Here is a 19,750-nt window from a genome sequence, read left to right as displayed (position 1 = left end):
ACTAAATTACTACCTTGATAAGCACAGTATAATCTTAAAAAAGAAGAATTTAAGAATTTTTACGATTAATAATGAGAAAATTGTGAGTTATTCATTAGAAATTCACGATTTTCTTCTTCAATCATTTGACGGGCGACATACAGAATCAGCTGACGCAACCAGCGGTGTGCAGGATGATGATGCAACAATGGACACCACGCCATTTTCAATTCAAATTCAGGAATATAAAACGGTGGGTCTTTAATCAGCAGGTTTGGATTATTGGATTGCAGTTTTGCAATACGGCTGGGCAGTGTTGCAATCAAATCAACATTGGATGCCAAAAGCGCCGGCATTTGATAATGACGGGTAAAAACTGAAATTTTACGTTTTTGACCAATACGTTCTAAGGCTTGATCAATCCAGCCCAAACCGGCCTGTTTATCAGGATTGACACCGAAGCCAACGCCCATACCGGTTTTAGACACCCAAATATGTTGTGCATCTAAATAGCTTTTAAGATTTAAGTTTGCGCTGGCAGGGTGCTTGTTGTTGAGCAAACATGAAAAACTGTCACGCCAAACCAGAACCTGATGGAAACTTTGTGGAATTTCATTGAATCGGTTAATGGCTAAATCGACTTTACCTTGTTCCATATCACGGTAAGACACATCACTTGGGGTTAAAAAGTCGAGAACCACATTCGGAGCTTCTGAACGCAATGCTTTAACCAGACGAGGAACCAAAGTCGCTTCGGCATAGTCAGAGGTCATGATACGGAAAACGCGATTCGAGGTATAAGGGCGGAATTCTGTACGAGGTTCCAAAATCATCGACAAATCAGCAAGTGCATCACGAATACGAGGTTGTAATTCTAAAGCACGTTCTGTTGGTGTCATGCCTTCAGAAGAACGGATTAAAAGCGGATCATTAAATAAATTACGTAGACGGCGTAAAATATTACTCATAGCGGGTTGGGTAACGCCCAATTGTTCCGCTGCGCGGGTAACATTTTTTTCACGTAAAAGAACATCAAGGTAAATTAAAAGATTGAGATCGACCCGCTCCAGATTCATATAAGAAATACCGATAATAAAACCATGAAATTATATTGATTATGCCATAAGCGGTAGGGCTTGTGTAGGAAATATGATGAAGAAGAAACCGCTATAAAAGTGAATTTATTATAAATTTAGTCATTTTATAGGAGACGAATTCTTGATCATTATTAATTGGTTTTTAAGCAGAATAAAATATAAATTTGATAATTTGCAGACCTTCAATAAAGCGAGTTTAAGGTTTAATTTTCGGCTTATACAATTCAGTCAAATAGAGCAGTTCTAACTGTATGGGTTTTAATTAAATGGAAAGGCTTGGAGCTGAAAACTGTATTTCATATATTTATACTGAAAAATGAAATGACTTTTCTATAGCTCAGGTTTTGAAGGGATAAAAGATAAGAACTCATTATTTGATGAAATAAAATACAATTGTATTTTTAAAATACTGAGGATTAAAGAATAAAAAAACAGATAAAAATGGAGCATAAAGCTATTTTTAATAAACCCTATACTTAGGTCTAATGAAGAATAAATCAGCATAATGATTATTTGTTATACAAAAAAAGACTTTTTCTGATTTTAAAATAATATTTAAAATGAGTAACTTATAAGATCCGTTGATAATTATAATTAGACTTTAATCTATGTATTTTTTAAATAAATACCGAAGATTCTTGCAGACTATTGGATTAATCATTTGACTGCATCTAAGCTGTGTTCATTGCAACGAAGCGCTCTAAATCTGAACAAATCAATATCTTGCAGATTTAGTCCTTTGATTGATGAAATCCTAAAATTATATACAGGAAAATATCATGACTACATACCAAACAGCGATTGACGCAATCCGCGAATTAAAAGCAAAATTCGGCACTACTTGGCGCGATATCAGCCCAGAAGATGCTGCGCGTATGCAAATGCAAAACCAATTCAAAACTGGTTTAGACATTGCTAAATATACTGCTGCTATTATGCGTCGTGATATGGCTGAATATGATGCTGACTCTAGCAAATATACTCAATCTTTGGGTTGCTGGCACGGTTTCATCGCACAACAAAAAATGATTGCGAACAAAAAATACTTCGGTACAACTGACAAACGCTACATCTACTTATCTGGTTGGATGGTTGCTGCACTTCGTTCAGAATTCGGTCCATTGCCTGACCAATCTATGCACGAAAAAACTTCAGTATCTGCATTGATCGAAGAAATCTACACTTTCCTTCGTCAAGCTGATGCGAAAGAATTAAACGATTTGTTCCGTGCGCTTAAAAAAGCCAACGAAGCAGGCGATACAGCTAAAGCTGCCGAAATCACTGCACAAATCGATGGTTTCCAAACTCATGTTGTACCAATTATTGCAGACATCGACGCTGGTTTCGGTAACGAAGAAGCGACTTACTTGCTTGCTAAGAAAATGATCGAAGCGGGTGCGTGTGCACTACAAATCGAAAACCAGGTTTCTGATGCGAAACAATGTGGTCACCAAGCAGGTAAAGTAACCGTTCCTCACGAAGACTTCATCTCTAAGATCCATGCACTTCGTTATGCATTCTTAGAAATGGGCGTAGAAGAAGGAATTATTGTTGCGCGTACTGACTCTGAAGGCGCTGACTTGACTCAAAAAATCCCAGTGGTTAAAGAGCCAGGTGATATCGCTTCTCAGTACATCGGTTTCTTAGACACTGTTGAAATTGATATTGCTGATGCGCAAGAAGACGAAATCTTAATCAAGCGTGATGGTAAATTACACCGTCCTAAGCGTTTACCTTCTGGTTTATATCAGTTCCGTGCTGACACGCAAATTGACCGTGTTGTACTTGACTGTGTATCTAGCTTGGAAAATGGTGCTGATTTACTTTGGATTGAAACTGCAACGCCAAACGTTGACGAAATCGCTCACATGGTGAACCGTGTACGTGAATCAGTTCCAAATGCGAAACTTGTGTATAACAACAGCCCATCATTCAACTGGACTTTAAACTTCCGTCAACAAACTTATGACCGTTATGTTGCTGAAGGTAAAGATGTATCTGCATACGACCGTGCTAAATTAATGAGCGCTGAGTATGACGAAACTGAATTGGCTGCTGATGCTGACGAAAAAGTTCGTACATTCCAAGCAGATGCTTCTCGTGAAGCGGGTGTGTTCCATCACTTGATCACACTTCCGACTTACCACACTGCAGCGCTTTCTACACATGAGCTTGCTAAAGGTTACTTCGGCGATCAAGGTATGCTTGCTTATGTTGCTGGCGTACAACGTAAAGAAATCCGCGGTACAATCGCATGTGTTAAACACCAAGCAATGGCTGGTTCTGACATCGGTGATGATCACAAAGAAATCTTCGCTGGTGATAACGCGCTTAAAGCGGGCGATGACTCTAAAAACACAATGAACCAATTCGGTGGCTAATCCTTCCGAGTGATTCAAAAAAACCCTGCGAAAAGCAGGGTTTTTTTATAACTGATCAAAATAGAATAAAAAAAGACAACATAAAAATATGTTCCCTCTATTATTTTATGTAGTTAATCTCTCGATAGGCAGTGAAAAACTTAGGGCACTAAAATAAGCAGCCAGGTAAAGAAAATAATCGCCAGGGCGACAAATTGCGCAGCACTGCCCATGTCTTTGGCATTTTTAGACAACTCATGTCTTTCCAGAGAAATACGGTCTACCACTGCTTCAATCGCTGAATTAAATAATTCAACAATCAGTGCCAGTAAACACACCGCAACCATCATGGCTTGCTCTACGCGCGATACATTAAGAAAAAAACTAGCAGGAATTAGAATTAAATTTATAACTACGATTTGACGAAAAGCAGCTTCATTAATAAATGCAGTTTTAAAACCAGCAATAGAATAATGGGTGGCATGGATCACACGCTTAAAACCGGTTTTGCCTTTGAAGGGGGAATATGAGTTCATAACTAAAATTTTCATTAATTTCAGACAACATAGAACAGATTTATTAAACCAAGATTAATTTCAAATGTATTCTTATTAAATTTTTTCATAAAGAAAATATGTAACATCAAAATGTTAGGAAATTTTTTTTGTAGATATTATGTTGTGATTCCTCAATTTGACGCCTAAAAAATATATTTTTAGACAAGGTTTCCATAAACTGACGGGATCTAATTAAATTTAGATTGAGTCAAGGGGCCGCTCCTGGAGAATTGAATAAAGTTAATCTATTTCAGGTGCTGAGGGCGGATCTAAAAAGCGATACTGTTCAAGCAAGTATTAACAGTATGATGAAAAAAGACAGGGAATGAACTGTAGGATAACTTGAGATCAGATGACACATCTTCATCGTTTCTCCTTATTTATGACAAAAATTGTTTTTTCTGTTAAATGTTATTGTATTTTGACTTTTAGTCACTGAATATCAACATGAATGAGCGACCTTAGAATTCGTTTTTAAGGTATAGCAACATCACTTCTTTAACCTGCGATCAATTCATATGCTGTCGAAATTCTTTATTCAACGACCTATTTTTGCCGGTGTACTGGCCATCATTGTGATGGCTTTTGGGCTTTTCGCAGTGTTGAATTTACCTGTAGAGCGCTATCCGGATATAGCACCGCCGCGTATTACCGTGAGTGCAACCTATAATGGCGCTTCGGCAGAAACCGTGGAAGAAAGTGTTACCCAGGTTTTAGAGCAGCAAATTAAAGGTATTGATCATCTGCTTTATTTTAGTTCAAGTAGTGATTCATCAGGCCGTTGCCGAATCAGTATTAGTTTTGAAAATGGTACAGACCCGGATACCGCACAAGTTCAAGTACAAAATTCAATTAATAGTGTGGTAAGCCGATTACCTGAAGATGTTCAGCGTCAGGGGGTGAATGTATTTAAGTCGCTTGGCGATACCCACATGGTGATCGGCTTGTACGATGCCTCGGGTAAAAGTGACAATATTGCCTTGTCAGATTATATGTTGACGCATTTGGAAGAAGAGCTGGCGCGAATTGAAGGGGTGGGTGAAGTTGATGTTTTTGGTTCGCAATATGCAATGCGTATTTGGCTGAACCCTTCAAAATTAAAACAATACAATTTGATGCCCAGTGATATTCGGGCAGCAATTGAAGCACAAAATACTCAGGTGGCTGCTGGGGCAGTGGGTGACTTGCCGACGGTCAAAGATCAATATTTAAATGCCAAAGTGACTTCCGGCTCACGTTTAAAAACTGTGCCTGAATTTGAAAATATTATTGTTAAATCTGCTCGAGATGGCAGTTTTGTCTATTTAAAAGATGTGGCGCGTATTGAGTTGGGTGCAGAAAATTATCAATCCTTCAATACCATTAATGGTTTTGAATCTGCCGGGATGGGGATTTCTTTAGCATCAGGTGCCAATGCCTTGGCCACTTCAGCCTTAATTAAAGCGGAGGTCGATCGTCTTTCGACACAATTGCCTGAAGGCTATAAACTGGTTTATCCACGTGACAACACGCCCTTTGTCCAAGAATCAATTAAGGAAGTCGTCAAAACACTGTTTGAAGCCATATTGCTGGTAATTGTAGTGATGTTTATCTTCCTGCAAAACTGGCGTGCCACACTGATTCCTGCCATTACCGTGCCAGTGGTCATTTTAGGCACCATGGCGGTACTCTATGTGCTAGGTATGAGCATTAACACCTTAACTTTATTTGCCTTGGTATTGGCGATTGGACTGTTGGTCGATGATGCGATTGTGGTGGTGGAAAATGTCGAACGCCTGATGCATGAGAAAAACTTAACGGCGAAACAAGCATCAATAGAATCCATGCAAGAAATTAGTAGTGCACTGATTGGGATTACCCTGGTGCTGACTGCGGTATTTATTCCCATGGCATTTTTTGGTGGCTCAACCGGCGTGATTTACCGCCAATTCTCAATTACCTTGGTTGCAGCCATGGCTTTGTCTTTAGCTGTCGCCCTTATTTTAACACCGGCTTTATGTGCGCTGATTTTAAAGCCTAATCCACAACCGGCCAAATGGGCGCTGTGGTTTAATCAAAAACTGGATAATTTAAAACATCGTTATCTTAAATTATCGAATATGACCATTCAGCATAAAGCGATTTGCCTGGTTATGTTCGCAGCTCTTGTCGGTGTTTTTGCGTTGTTTTATCGTGCTTTACCGACTAGTTTTATTCCCAGTGAAGATCAGGGTATTTTAAGTGTACAGTTTAAATTGGTTGATGGCGCACCGATGTCGAAAAGCCGTGAAATAGGCGAACAAATTCGACAATATTTTCTGGAACAGGAAAAAGACAATGTGAATCTGGTGATGATTCGCTATGGACGTAATTTTTCTGGCACGGGACAAAATCTGGGGCAGGGTTTTATTGCCTTAAACCACTGGGATGAGCGTTCTGGAGATCAGAATTCAGCGCAAGCCATTCGTGAGCGAGCTTTAAAACATTTCAAAAAAAATCCCAATGCACAAATTAATGTCAGCATGCCATCTTCAGTCAGTGGTTTAGGTCAGACCGATGGACTGGATTTTTGGATTCGCGATGTGAATGGTCAGGGCCGTCAATTTCTGGACACTCAATTTAAGCAATTGCAGGAACAGGCCAAGCAGTATTCTACCTTTGAAAATCTGGATAAGCGGTCTAATCCGGATAAAGCCGAACTGAAAGTGAGTGTGAATCAGAAACTGGCGATGGCCAATGGACTATCACAAGCTGCAATTAACAGTACCTTGTCCAGTGCTTGGGGCGGCAGCTATATTAATGACTTCATTGACCGTGGCCGGATTAAACGCGTGATGATGCAGGGAGATGCTGAATTCCGTTCTAAGCCAGAAGATTTGCAATACTGGTATGTGCGTAATGATTTAAATCAGATGGTGTCATTTAGCAATTTTGCCCATGTGACTTGGAGTGGCGGGCCTGAAGTGGTGAACCGTTATATGGGATATACCGCACTGCAAATGGAAGCTGATACCACAAAAAATGTCAGTTCGGGTCTTGCCATGCAAGATGTGGCCAAACTGGTTGCACAGCAACCCGGTATTGATGTGGCATGGAGTGGTTTATCTTATGAAGAGAACAAATCCAGTAATCAGGCGATGTTACTTTACCTGATTTCGATTGGCTTTATTTTCCTGTGTCTGGCTGCACTTTATGAAAGCTGGTCGATTCCTACTGCCGTGATGAGTGCTATTCCTTTAGGGATTGGCGGTAATATCCTGTTTAGTTATTTTGTCGGTTTTCCCAATGATATTTATTTTCAGATTGCTTTACTCACTACCATTGGACTGTCATGTAAAAATGCCATCTTGATTGTAGAGTTTGCCTCGCTGGCGCAGGATCAGGGGCGTAGCGTCATTGAAGCTGCTTTGGAAGGTGCAAGTTTGCGCTTACGTCCCATTCTGATGACTTCACTTGCCTTTGGCGCAGGCGTGATTCCCTTGGTCTTTGCCTCTGGTGCAGGGGCCGCCAGTCGCCAGGAAATCGGAGTCAGTGTTTTGGGCGGAGTGATTTTTGCAACCATCTTGGTGCTAATTTTTATTCCATTCATGTATGTGCTGATCCGAACTTTATTTAAAGGCAAAGCTCAAAAGGAATCTTAAGCAATCTCGATCATCTCATAGGCATTATCCTGATGATGCTTATTGGATGATAGCGTACGGCATTAACCAGGCAGCAGTGAGCGGATAATTAAAGCGGATTTGAATCAAGAATAGCGTTCTGACTAGGAATCCTGATTTTTCCTTGTAGGGCATTAATCTGCTTTATTCATCATATCGATACAGATCAATAAGACAGGATATGATGTAATCTCAAGTGTTTAGATAATGCTTTCCTTGGAATTGAGGCTTATATGCCAGAGCAACAACAAAAAAAACTCAGCCAGCAAGAAGTGGTGCGTCTAGAGCGGGACTTGGCCAAGTTTGCCAATATGATGGACTCAGTGGTACGGATTCCGTTTACCAAACAAGGTGTCGGGGCAGATGCTGCTTTAAGTACCATTCCCATTGCTGGAGATGTCGCAGGCTTTGTCTTGACCTGCTATGCCATTTATAAGGCCAAGCAAATAGGGGTGCCACAAAGCAAGCTGAATCCGGTGCTGAAACTGGCTATGCTGGATGCAGTGGTGGGTTTTATCCCTATAGTGGGAACAGTTTTTGACGTTTTTATTCGTCCCAGCCGTAAGGCTTTAGCGATTGTGCATGAGCATATCCGAGAGGAATACCAGATTCGCAGTGATTCACATGTGGTGCATCCATTTTTGCATGAAAGTCTGGAAAATAAACAGCAGAACTCAGCCTTTTGGCGAAATCCTGTGGTGGTGTGGCTATGGCTGCATATTCCTGATCTTTTGGGTGCAATCGTATTGGTGTTGATGCTGCTTGCGATGTGGTTTGGTTTGAGCGGGTTATGGCAATGGTTTCAAGGGTTGAATGCTTTTTGATTTTTAGTGGATAAAATTGATGGATTATATTACTGCATTTATCCGCCATCAATTTTGAACTGACATGTGATTTTTATCGCCTGCTCGGTTATCAATGTACCTCTTAATCCAGTCAATGAATGATTCTGAATATGCACAGTTTAAGTTTAGAGTTTTTCAGCCTCCCAAGCGAGAGCCAGAAACTTCTTGGCATAGGGCGTGTATTCCTGTTCATGATTTAACTGTGCTTTATCGGGCTTGGTAGGGTTTAAATTGGTCTGTATTTCAAGCACGAATCACTACTATTATAGAACACTTAGCTAAAATAGAGATGTGCTGCATTTTTGATATCAACGGCAGTCTGTTGCGTTGTATTCAGCAGCATTAAAAAAGCCTCCATGTGGAGACTTTTCGATATTTAATTTAATCAACCAATATTTTTGTCAAACAATATTATGGGCAGTTAAGCTGATGTAGGGCAGCTACACGTTGTTCAATCGTTGGGTGGGTTTGGAATAAAGCCGCCAAGCTGAAACCTTCTTCCTTACCTTCTGCAATTGCAAATGCTTTCATTTCTTTAGGCATTTGATCAGGCAATTCTGATTCTGCCTGTAAACGTAATAATGCAGAAATCATGGCTTGTTTCCCGGCTAAACGCGCACCCGCTTCATCGGCACGATATTCACGCTGACGCGAGAACCACATCACGATAGAAGATGCCAAAATGCCAAACACGATATCCAGTACGATGGTAATACCGAAGTAGGCCAGACCCGGTGCTTCGCCGTCTTCACGACCAAACACATTACGGTCAATAAAGTCACCAACGACACGTGCAAAGAACATCACGAAGGCATTGACGACACCCTGAATCAGGGCAAGGGTCACCATGTCACCATTGGCAACGTGACCAATTTCATGCGCAAGTACCGCACGAAGTTCGTCTTTGTTCATTCGTTCGAGTAAACCCGTTGAAACGGCTACTAAAGCGTCGTTTTTGTTCCAACCTGTGGCAAAAGCATTGGACTGATAAGAAGGGAAAATACCCACTTCTGGCATATTGATACCAGCGCGTTGCGACAATTGCGCAATTTCTTGTAATAACCATGCTTCTGCTTGATTACGAGGCGCATTGGGATCAATAAGCTCTGTCCCAGTGGTTTTTTTCGCCATCCATTTTGACATGAATAGGGAAATGATAGAACCAACCATACCAAAGACAAAACAGATGACCAATAGGTTGCCTAGATTTAAGCCACCCGCGCCATGGTAACTACCGACACCGAAGAGTGACAAAATAATGCCAGCTACAACCAGTACCGCGAGGTTGGTAAGCAAGAACAAACCAATCCGCATCATTGAGAGAATCCTCTTATAATAAAAAAATAATCTGATTTATGAATCAAAAATCATGTTAGTAAATATGAGGTGTAAGCCTTAAAAATTCAAGCAGAAAAGTTAAGTAATTCTATCTAAATAATACAGATTCAAAAGGTCCTGCTTAGTCAGTAATTGAAATTCTGGCTGAAGCTGTAGCGTGTGCTGTGGAATAAGAACCCGTAGGAGCATCGGTGAAACTGCCATCAGCTGCCATGATGATTTGTCGTTGTGCACTGTAATGCGGCGTAGAGTTTGATGCGTTTGACTCATCAGAATTAGATTGCGCGATAATTCTTCCATTTTCAGGAGGAGAGTTATTGCTTGAAATTGTAGAAATTCCATTAGAGTACAAGTTGCTGAAACGACTGCTCACCCGTCTTACATAATCTTGGGTTTCTTTAAACGGAGGAATACCCCCATATTTTGCCACATTGCCTTCACCGGCATTATAGCTGGCTAAAACCAAGGAAGTATTACCGTTAAAACGTTTCATCAGCCAAGACAAATATTTTGCCCCCGCCATAATGTTTTGCTGGGGATCATATGCATTGGAAACATTAAAACGTCGCGCCGTTGCAGGCATCAGTTGCATCAATCCTTGTGCACCGACAGGGGAGCGCGCATTGACATTAAAGCCGGATTCAGTATGCATGACCGCTTTAATCAAGCCCTCAGAAATACCGTGCTGTGTGGCTGCCTGTTTAATAATAGGGTCAAAGGCATTTTTATTACGGCTATAGCTTGGAAGTACCGAAGCTTCAGAGCTTCCCCAGTTGCTATAACTATGCATATTACTGTCAGGATAATAAGTCTTTTTTTCCACTTTTAAATGACTGTATCGGCCCTGTTTATTGGTGAGCAGGGTCGTACCATTCGATTCTTTTAACTGATAAATGGTTTGACCGGCATAACTGGTCGCTGTAACAGAATTCACTGTTACACACCCCAATAAATAAAAACCCATGCTTAGAATGTTATTTTTCATTTTTTTATATAGAAAAAAATCTGCTCCAGACAGTTCAACAGGAGTTTAACAAAAAAACACACAATTAAAAGCATTCTGGAATTTATTTCTCGGCAAGTTTGTAAAAAGCAAGTGCTAATTGCAGAGATAGTAATCAAAAAATATTTTAATTTTTTTTAATCAGGATAACTTGACACATTTAAGGCATTGATTTTTATAAAAAATTAAATTGATCAAAAAATGATCAATTTAAATAGAAGCCTTAAACAATAGGTCAGACACCTTGTCAAGCCTTTTGAAATCCACAAAGTTATCCACAGCTTTTGTGGACAACTGTGGAAAAGTACAATTGGTAAGCATTGTGAGTAAAATTTGAACTGCATCGTCCAAAATAACACGTGGTTGATTACGTGAAAATGAAATCAATAAGCAATTTTCAGAAATTACATTCTTTTGGTGCGATGTGAGGTCAGATCGGATAAAATTGCGCGGAATTTTCATTTATGGGTAAATCGCGTCTATGTACTCGCCAGTTGAGTCTGAACAAGGATTTAATTTCAAACCAGAACTGCCAACAAGTTCGGCATATTACCGTTTGTTGAAAAAGCTTCGCCGCCAAGTCGGTCATGCCATTCGTGATTTTAAAATGCTCGAAGAAGGTGACAAGGTGATGGTATGTATTTCTGGTGGTAAAGACAGTTATACCTTGCTTGACATCATGTTGCAGTTTAAACGCATTTCACCCATAAATTTCGATGTCGTTGCGGTGAATCTTGACCAAAAGCAGCCGGGCTTCCCTGAAGATGTCTTGCCACGTTATTTGGAAGAAAATAACATTCCTTATTATATTTTGGAAAAAGACACCTATAGCATCACCAAAAAATTGACCCCTGAAGGTAAAACGTATTGTGCAGTATGCTCGCGTTTACGTCGTGGTTCGTTATATGGTTTTGCCCAAGAAATTGGCGCGACCAAAGTGGCTTTGGGTCATCACCGTGATGACATTATGGCAACTTTCTTTTTAAACTTGTTCCATGGCGGCAGCTTAAAAGCCATGCCCCCTAAACTTTTGTCATCTGACAAAAAAAATATCCTGATTCGTCCACTGGCTTATGTGGAAGAAAAAGACATCATCAAGTATGCAAACATGCGTCAGTTCCCGATTATTCCGTGTAACTTATGTGGTTCACAGGAAAATTTACAACGCGCCATGATCAATAATATGCTGCGTGAATGGGATGCCCAATATCCGAAGCGTTTACACAGTATTTTTGGTGCCATGCAAAACGTATCGCCGTCGCAACTGGCCGATCGTGAGCTGTTTGACTTTGAAGCTTTAGATGAACAACGTGAAATTGATTTCACCGGTAGCTGTTCAACAGAAGATGAACCAGAAAGCAAACGCATCAATATGGTGAATTTAGGCTTTGCTGCTGAATAATCGTCGTGGTAGACACCAGTTTTAGCATTGGTGTCTATTTATATATTTGATTCAGTTAAATAATGTATTAGAAATATAAAAATTGAACGTATCGTGCAAAAAACTTTAAGCAGAAAACAATTTTACATGCTATAACAATCCTCAAGCATAAATAGCTTCACAAAGATGTTGTCTGGATAGGCGACACAAATGAACGAATAAATTGAGGAAAGAACATGCCTACCTTTTTAACTGATGATTGGTTTTCAAATGTAGAAACCTTAACTGCTCAAGCGGGTGATTTAAACTTGCCACCTGCATTGGCAAATTTAGCAATTAACTTGGTAGTTACAGATGTACAAGGCAATACAGAATTGTCTTTGGATGGTGGTGCAATCAAAAAAGGTTTATCTCCAAATGCGAAAACCACTTTGAATATGGATGGTGAAACCCTTCGTAAAGTATTCTTAGAATTTGATATGGCCGCTGCAATGCAGGCGTTCATGACTGGCAAAATTAAGGTTCAAGGCGATATGTCACAATTGATGGCCTTACAAACTGCCAAGCCAAGCCAAGAACAAAAAGATTTGTTTAAAAAAGTGCTTGAGCAAACCACTTAAGAATTTTTATAAAAAAAAGCTTACCTTAGGGTAAGCTTTTTTTTATATCGAGAAGATATTAAATATTCACTAACGGTGTGGTTTTAATATGTTCTAAATAAGAGCGGATACGTGTCACATATTGTACCGCTTGACGGTAACGGCCATTGCTGGCTTTATTACGATCTAAGTAACTATACAGATTAACCCAGTTATTTGGATTTTTACCTTGTGCACGAATACGCTTTTGAATCTGATTCACGGCACCCGGTCCCATGTTATACGCCACCAGCGCATACCAGTTACGATCAGGAAAAGGAACGTCCGAGTAACGACTTAACATCTGGTCGTAATACTTTGCACCACCTTCAATACTTTGAGCGGGATCAGTTCGGTTACTCACGCCCATGGCTTTTGCAGTACTGTTGGTTAGCATCATCAAACCGCGAACACCGGTAGGCGAGACGGAATTAGGTTTCAGGTAAGACTCCTGATAACCAATAGCTGCTAACAGATGCCAGTCTAAATCATATTTAGCTGCGGTAGTTTTAAAGCTTGCTTTATAAATTGGCATACGCTTATTCAGATCATGCTGTATTCTATCCCATGATTCTTCTTTAACTGCATTCTGGTTATAAAATGAAGCAAGTTGTCGAATTGCACCCGATTGTTTGCCTTTGCAGACAAAACCACTCGCAGTTTGGGTGAGGGGATCATCAGCCTGTTTAAACACCCAATTCAGCTTTGTATTTAGACCATTTTTTTGCAAGCTGCCAATATCACCACAAGTTGCAGAAAAAGAAGTTAAACGCTTCTGTTCAATTGAACCGAGATTTGCGGTAGTCATGGCAAAGTTGGCTTTACCTTGCGCTACCCATTTGAGTGCAGTCGCATTATCCGGTACGGTTTTAAAGATCAGCTTAACATTTAAGCTGTTGGCATAGTTGCGTGCCAGGTCATAACCAAAACCATGTAGATGCGCACCATCTTTAAATACGGTGGTCGAATTTTCCACTGAAACGACGGTGAGTTGCTTGCCGTTAACTACAGAATCGTACTGGGACGCTTTACTTGCATTAATACTATGAAACGGAATTAACAGGGTACTGAATGCAAGAATTTTTAATGAGATAGAAGATTTTAAAGAGTTAAGGCAAAGCCTCACCCCAGAAGTTGAACTACTGTGCATGTTGTCTCCGCTACAAGTAATTTATGCCCTATAAAGCAAAGGCGAATATGCCTCAAGCTTCTTCAAGTTTGATAAATTCAATAAGGGTAGGGCAGTCATGACGTCATTCAAAAATGACATTGGATTAAAAGGAGAATATGTAGAATTTCTACATAGATTAAAAAATAAGCGACTTAAAAACATGCGCGAATAATAAGGGCGAAAAATAAACTTGTCAAATTTTGTACTAAGATTTTTGGAGATATGTAACATAAAGAATTAATTTAATTGAAGAATTAATTTTATAAACTTTAGTTATGTGTAAATAGCGGATAAAATAGACCATTCTTGTAAATAAATTGTAAGTCAAACATCAAAAAATACTATGAAATCTAACTTAATTACACGTTCTGGACATGACAAACTTGTCGCAGAATTACAATATTTATGGCATGAAGAACGACCAGAAATTACCCAAAAAGTGAACTGGGCAGCGAGTCTCGGCGATCGTAGTGAAAATGCTGATTATCAATATAACAAGCAGATTTTGCGTAAGATTGATCGTCGTGTTCGCTACTTGGGCAAGCGTTTAGAAGAGCTCAAAATTATTGATTTTTCACCTGAGCAAGAGGGCAAAGTGTATTTTGGTGCTTGGGTGGACATTGAAAATGATGAGGGCGAACAAAAAACCATACGTATTGTTGGCGTGGATGAAATTTATGATCACCATCCACAGCATATTTCAATTGATTCGCCTATGGCACGTGCTTTGCTTGGGAAACAAGTCAATGATGAAGTGGAGGTTTTGATACCCTCTGGGAAAAAACAGTGGTATATCAATCAAATTCGTTATGAAAAGCCCGAAAATTTAGCAAATTAATACATTTTGATTTTATTTTAATCACTTGATAAGAAAAAAGTATAAAAGTGTTTGCCAAGTTGAGTTTTTATTTATATCATAGCCGCCATTGGAAGCGTGGCAGAGCGGTTTAATGCACCGGTCTTGAAAACCGACGAGGGCTTATACCCCTCCGTGAGTTCGAATCTCACCGCTTCCGCCAAACAACACTGTCCAACATTACTTAACGCAATATAAGCAATTGATTATATTGGTTAAAGTTGGAATATAACGGTACGACGCACGTTGACACTTGACGTAAATCTACAGTTATAAAGTAGTAAGAAATGTAGTAAGTTAAAACTTACTACATTTTTTTTTGCGTGGTTTTTTATTATGGCACGTACTCAAAATAAGCTCACAGCGCTACAAATTAAAAAACTTAAAGCTGATCCGCAAAAGAGTATAAAGATAGGTGATGGTGGAAACCTATATTTTCGTATTGATCCGAATGGGAGTCGGTATTGGATATTTAATTATACTCGCCCATATACGAGCAAGCGTAATGAAATGTCACTCGGTACATATCCTGGGATGTCCTTGGAAGAAGCTCGTAAAGTTCGAGATGAATACAAAGTGCTTATTCAAAAGGGTATTGATCCAGCAGCACAACGTTTGCAACATAAACACCAGCGTAAACATGAGCTAGATCATACTTTTCAGGTGATTGCAGAAAAATGGCTTGAAAAAAGAGCGATAGAAAAGAAAGAAGATAGTGAAACGATCCGTCGTTTAAATCATGATGTCTTACCACAAATATCAACATTGACCTTTGATCAGCTTACTTTAGAAGTTATGGAAGATCGTATATTTCAGCCTATTCTCGCAAGAGGAGCATATTCTGTAGCTAAAAGATTAAAGTCGGATTTAAATCAAATTTTCAAATTTGCCAGAAAAAGAAAACTCATTATTTATAATCCGATAGAAGATATTGAACTGCCAACACCACCTAAAACAAATCATGCTGCCATTACTGAACCACGAGAACTAGCATCGCTGGTCAAAGCAGTATGGCGATATGGTGAGGTACACCAACGAAGTTTAATCTCGACCCAAATTGCGATAAAACTCTCCTTACTGATTTTCCAGCGTCCAGGGGAGATTAGACAGCTTAAAAAAGCGCATTATTATAAAGAAGAGCATTGTTTAAAGTTTGTTGCCAGTAAAACTAAACAAGAACACATTGTTCCACTATCAAGGCAAGCAATCGAACTACTAGATTCAATTATGGATATTTATCTTGGGAACGAATATATTTTTGTCGGTCGAGAGGGTAAAGGTTGTATTTCAGACAATACGATGAATAAGGCTTTAGAGCGCTTAGGGTTTGCAGGCAAACATACTGTACATGGTTCACGAGCTACAGCAAGAACACTGTTAGATGAAGTTCTTAATCAGCGAGTAGAGCATATTGAACATCAATTAGCGCATAGAGTTAAAGATCCTAACGGTACCGCTTACAACAGAACAAAGTTTTTAGAACAGCGACGAGAGATGATGCAGAAGTGGGCTGATTATTTGGAATCTTTCCTTGAAGATAAATATGATGCAAGTGTAGAAAGTCAAAAAGATTTAAGCCTGTTATGACACAGGCTTTAGGAAAAATAAAATAGTCGCTATGCAGCTCTATTTTTGCTTTCTATCCACTGATTGATTTGGTGTTCAGACCATGTTGGCATACTCGCAGTAATATAGGTCGGGGCAGGAAAATCCCCTCGTTTTACTAATTTCCAAAGCATGGACTCTGAAATGTTCAATAAACCAATGGATGCTTCACGAGAGGAAAGTTTGCGTATACGACCAGAACGGTCGACATATACATTACCAGCACGTGCTGGATAGTTTACGAGATCTTTCACTCGATAAAGTTTTGCAATAGACATTGTCTGTCTACTCCTGATTTTTATTATTAAGCGACATTGCTTGTATAAAAGCTTAGCAAAATAAAAAAATAGACAATTCTAAAAGTATGAGAATTGGAACTTTTAATAAAAAATTGAAAACCGAAAAAATGAATAAGGTGAATTTTATAGAAAACAATGATGGATCAGAAAAATAGGTGGATAATTCGTCAAACTTGAGCACTATTTAGAAAAAATATTGAGATATAATTTTTAGGTAAAAAGACTTAAGTTTAAAGATATATCTATCATTCAACTATTCTCAAGAAGCAAAGGATAGAGGACTTAGAACAATATTTTTTATTTTTGAGGTATAGCTAATTGACATGGTAATACCCCCATTTTTAATTGAGTTAATGAGTAGAAAAACCAATTTCTTGTATCAAAATGTGTATCATTTTTTTCTTATTTTACATATAAAAAAAATACTTAAAATTTGGTTCGGTAGTGAATATAAGAACAGAATTTTTCATTTTTCGATAATTTCTAATTTAATTAAAGTATAAATATTTTAGCTTGAGTCCTCATGTATCAACGCAGATGGAATGAGGTTAAGTTCCTGTGAGCAAGCCTACCTGTAGCTACAAAAATCTATCCTACGGATCGCTTTTTGGTACGCAACAGGGCTTGTCAGGGGCGACCCCCTGAACCCCAAAATATTACTTATCAAACAGAGGAAATGAGTTTCTTTGGCTTTTTTTTGAGCGGGAAGACTAAAGAAAGACGGTTAAAGAAAGCTAAATTAAGTTGTGGAACATTGCTCAAATATTAGATGTGGAACGTGAATAATCATAAAAAAAGCCCATTCGAGGGTGAATGGGCTTTTTAATAGTATATAAGAAATTGATTTTTAAAGGAATAAAAATTGCATTTCATATAAGCTGTATTATGTTAATTTTAGAAAAACTTTAAAGTACTTATTCAATTCAATGGAAAAAATATTAGATTCCGAAACTATTGTCTTTTGAGCATTATACAAAAATTAATTAACATACCACCTTAAAAAAATCCCATCTTCATCATACATTTTCTGAGTTAATGAATAAGGGCAAATTGATAAAAAATACCAACCTAAATAACCATGCTCTTCATCCAATTTGTCCATTTTTTCCTTACCAATCCATATTTCTTTAAGTAAGGCTAGCTGCTCATCTGGTGATTCTGTTAAACGTTCCCCGCGTTTCGGATGCTCAATACAATCACCGTAAAACAAACATGCATCTCCACTTTTTAAGAGCCTTTCTAAGGCCATAAAAAAAGCAGTATCTGGGTTATATTCAAATTTTACGTCTGGATAATTTTCATCATCCATCTCACCATCACAGCTATACCATAAATATTCTATTCCCGCGTAAGGGTGCCATTCTTTAAAATGTTTTAAAATTGCATCTATTTGATTCATTAAAATTTAACTCTAAGTTTTAGCTTTTTTAAGTAGGTTTTTGAACATCGACTCAAAAACAGGGTTAATATTTATTTTCTGACGTAGAGTATGGTTTTGTTGGAGTGAGGCATCTAACCATGATTTACCATAAAATCTCTTATGAGAAACTCATAAATAGTGGACTTTTCAACAAAATAAGCGGCTATTTAACATAATGGTATTTATGCGAAATTATCAAAAAAATTAGTAAAAATGGTGGCTTAAGGCTCCCATTTTAGACTTCGTATAAGTTGTATTATGTTAATTTTAGAAAAATTAAATAGCTATTTATTCTTTAAGAAGTATTTAACCTTCTTAAATCTTAGTTTTTCGATTGTATATTTTGCACTTCCATGAGGTCCTCTAAACAATGTTGCACCATTAAAATTATATTCGTCACAATAGGAATAAATATCTATAGCTAAGGCATAAGGAATATCAACTTTTAATAAATTATTCTCTAAAGACTTATCTTTTAGGACATCATTTATAGTGAGGAATGATAAGGTTTTAGATTCATCTTGTGATAGATTAAGTTTATTAATAGGCTGTGTCACACAAGTAAAACACCCTTTCTGAAAAGATATATGTGAATTAGTAGCCTTCGGTAAATCTATTACTTGTACTTCTGGAACAACATTAGAGTCAGCATAGATCCATATCGACATAAACAAATTATTGAAATCAATATCTTCATTTTTATGAATCATATTAAAAATCTTATCTATAACTTCAATACTAGCAAAATATAATGCAACTAAAGGATGATAAGACCAATCTAGAAATCTAGTGGGAACACCATAATGCTGAGCGAATCCAATAAGTTCATACAATTCACTTATTGATGCCCAATTTGCTTGTTCCTTCACCATTCTTTTAATGTGTTTTTCATCTTCAAAGAGCTTTCTCCATGCTACGGAGTCATTTGGAATTATAGTGCCAGTAGAATCACAAGCATTTATGAAGTCTCTCAAAATAAAATATTCTTGTAATTGAGTGTCAGCATGATCAAATGACTCTTTCTTATCCCTATATAAAGATGAAATTAGTTCATATTCACTGTTACTCATGCCCCGAAATATAAGATTTTTAATATATCTATTATTCATTTCAGATTTTGTTTCTATTACTTTCTCAAAATTCCTTTTAAATGGACAAAAAAAATCAATTAGATCTTGTTGATTATCTATTTTTAATAGGTAATAACCACCTTCTTGTAGTGTCATCTTTTCAACAAGTGCATTGACAGAAAAAGTCATTAATTACATTTCTCATTTAAATTTTTCTATTATAAGCAAAGATTCCCTCCATTTAACATAATGGCGCTTATACGCAACGAAATTGTAATAATATTGCAATATCAATAATTTAAGATAAAAGAAAAAGTTGAAAGATCAGCAGAATCCCGGCTTGGAAACAAGTCGGCTTTTTTTTGAACTGTTTTGATATATTCTACCAATAAAATTAATTACTTTTTAATCAAATTGAAACTTTCCTCAATGTTAGCAGCCTTCCCAGGGCAGAAAATATCCCCAATTTCTGCGGATAAAAGGGGGACAGTTT

At 38.1% G+C, this 19,750-nt stretch carries 15 protein-coding genes and 1 tRNA gene; 8 read left to right on the top strand and 8 right to left on the bottom strand.

Annotated elements, in window-relative coordinates:
- Positions 1-65 precede the first annotated feature (65 nt).
- Positions 66-1,055: a LysR family transcriptional regulator gene (locus tag AY606_RS10565; protein ID WP_067868059.1), complete on the bottom strand. Its 990-nt coding sequence runs from the start codon at positions 1,053-1,055 to the stop codon at positions 66-68.
- An 800-nt stretch (positions 1,056-1,855) separates the two neighbouring features.
- Between AY606_RS10565 and AY606_RS10560 the strand changes: the two genes are divergently transcribed.
- Positions 1,856-3,457, top strand: a complete 1,602-nt coding sequence (locus tag AY606_RS10560) for an isocitrate lyase (protein WP_067868056.1) — start codon at positions 1,856-1,858, stop codon at positions 3,455-3,457.
- Between the two features lie 140 nt (positions 3,458-3,597).
- Here the strand turns inward: AY606_RS10560 and AY606_RS10555 are convergent, their stop codons facing one another.
- Complete coding sequence (locus AY606_RS10555) at positions 3,598-3,972, bottom strand: diacylglycerol kinase (protein ID WP_067868053.1); 375 nt, start codon at positions 3,970-3,972, stop codon at positions 3,598-3,600.
- 539 nt (positions 3,973-4,511) lie between these two features.
- Between AY606_RS10555 and AY606_RS10550 the strand changes: the two genes are divergently transcribed.
- Both AY606_RS10550 and AY606_RS10545 read left to right on the top strand, forming a co-directional pair.
- A complete protein-coding gene (locus tag AY606_RS10550; protein ID WP_067868050.1) occupies positions 4,512-7,613 on the top strand; it encodes a multidrug efflux RND transporter permease subunit in 3,102 nt (1,033 codons plus the stop codon).
- A 251-nt stretch (positions 7,614-7,864) separates the two neighbouring features.
- Entirely contained in the window at positions 7,865-8,455 is a 591-nt protein-coding gene (locus AY606_RS10545; RefSeq protein ID WP_067868047.1) for a DUF4112 domain-containing protein, read from the top strand.
- Positions 8,456-8,887: 432 nt separating this feature from the next.
- Here the strand turns inward: AY606_RS10545 and htpX are convergent, their stop codons facing one another.
- Both htpX and AY606_RS10535 read right to left on the bottom strand, forming a co-directional pair.
- Positions 8,888-9,793, bottom strand: a complete 906-nt coding sequence (gene htpX, locus AY606_RS10540) for a protease HtpX (protein ID WP_067868046.1) — start codon at positions 9,791-9,793, stop codon at positions 8,888-8,890.
- A gap of 142 nt (positions 9,794-9,935) precedes the next feature.
- Positions 9,936-10,799 carry a lytic transglycosylase domain-containing protein gene (locus AY606_RS10535; RefSeq protein WP_067868043.1) on the bottom strand — a complete coding sequence of 288 codons (864 nt, stop codon included), beginning with the start codon at positions 10,797-10,799 and terminating at the stop codon, positions 9,936-9,938.
- A 499-nt stretch (positions 10,800-11,298) separates the two neighbouring features.
- Here AY606_RS10535 and ttcA point away from each other — a divergent pair, with 499 nt between their 5' ends.
- Both ttcA and AY606_RS10520 read left to right on the top strand, forming a co-directional pair.
- Positions 11,299-12,219 carry a tRNA 2-thiocytidine(32) synthetase TtcA gene (gene ttcA, locus AY606_RS10525; RefSeq protein ID WP_067868038.1) on the top strand — a complete coding sequence of 307 codons (921 nt, stop codon included), beginning with the start codon at positions 11,299-11,301 and terminating at the stop codon, positions 12,217-12,219.
- A gap of 215 nt (positions 12,220-12,434) precedes the next feature.
- A complete protein-coding gene (locus AY606_RS10520) occupies positions 12,435-12,818 on the top strand; it encodes an SCP2 sterol-binding domain-containing protein (RefSeq protein ID WP_067868035.1) in 384 nt (127 codons plus the stop codon).
- 58 nt (positions 12,819-12,876) lie between these two features.
- On the opposite strand, the gene AY606_RS10515 is transcribed toward AY606_RS10520, so the two are convergent.
- Positions 12,877-13,986: an MltF family protein gene (locus AY606_RS10515; RefSeq protein ID WP_067868032.1), complete on the bottom strand. Its 1,110-nt coding sequence runs from the start codon at positions 13,984-13,986 to the stop codon at positions 12,877-12,879.
- A 364-nt stretch (positions 13,987-14,350) separates the two neighbouring features.
- Between AY606_RS10515 and greB the strand changes: the two genes are divergently transcribed.
- The 3 genes from greB to AY606_RS10500 all read left to right on the top strand — a co-directional run bounded on the left by greB (position 14,351) and on the right by AY606_RS10500 (position 16,450).
- Entirely contained in the window at positions 14,351-14,845 is a 495-nt protein-coding gene (greB, locus tag AY606_RS10510; protein WP_067868029.1) for a transcription elongation factor GreB, read from the top strand.
- A gap of 90 nt (positions 14,846-14,935) precedes the next feature.
- A tRNA-Ser gene (locus tag AY606_RS10505) sits at positions 14,936-15,026 on the top strand.
- 173 nt (positions 15,027-15,199) lie between these two features.
- The gene (locus AY606_RS10500) at positions 15,200-16,450 is read left to right on the top strand and encodes a tyrosine-type recombinase/integrase (protein ID WP_067868025.1); all 1,251 of its coding nucleotides are present in this window, start codon (positions 15,200-15,202) and stop codon (positions 16,448-16,450) included.
- A gap of 29 nt (positions 16,451-16,479) precedes the next feature.
- On the opposite strand, the gene AY606_RS10495 is transcribed toward AY606_RS10500, so the two are convergent.
- The 3 genes from AY606_RS10495 to AY606_RS10485 all read right to left on the bottom strand — a co-directional run bounded on the left by AY606_RS10495 (position 16,480) and on the right by AY606_RS10485 (position 19,446).
- Positions 16,480-16,746: a helix-turn-helix transcriptional regulator gene (locus AY606_RS10495; RefSeq protein ID WP_067868022.1), complete on the bottom strand. Its 267-nt coding sequence runs from the start codon at positions 16,744-16,746 to the stop codon at positions 16,480-16,482.
- 1,000 nt (positions 16,747-17,746) lie between these two features.
- A complete protein-coding gene (locus AY606_RS10490; RefSeq protein WP_067868019.1) occupies positions 17,747-18,166 on the bottom strand; it encodes a hypothetical protein in 420 nt (139 codons plus the stop codon).
- 305 nt (positions 18,167-18,471) lie between these two features.
- Positions 18,472-19,446, bottom strand: a complete 975-nt coding sequence (locus AY606_RS10485; protein ID WP_067868015.1) for an FRG domain-containing protein — start codon at positions 19,444-19,446, stop codon at positions 18,472-18,474.
- Positions 19,447-19,750: the final 304 nt, after the last annotated feature.

It is taken from the genome of Acinetobacter sp. SFB, from assembly GCF_001647545.1.
Lineage (GTDB): Bacteria > Pseudomonadota > Gammaproteobacteria > Pseudomonadales > Moraxellaceae > Acinetobacter.
The sequence above is the reverse complement of the archived record's forward strand: the minus strand, read 5'-3'. Positions and strand labels throughout refer to the sequence as shown.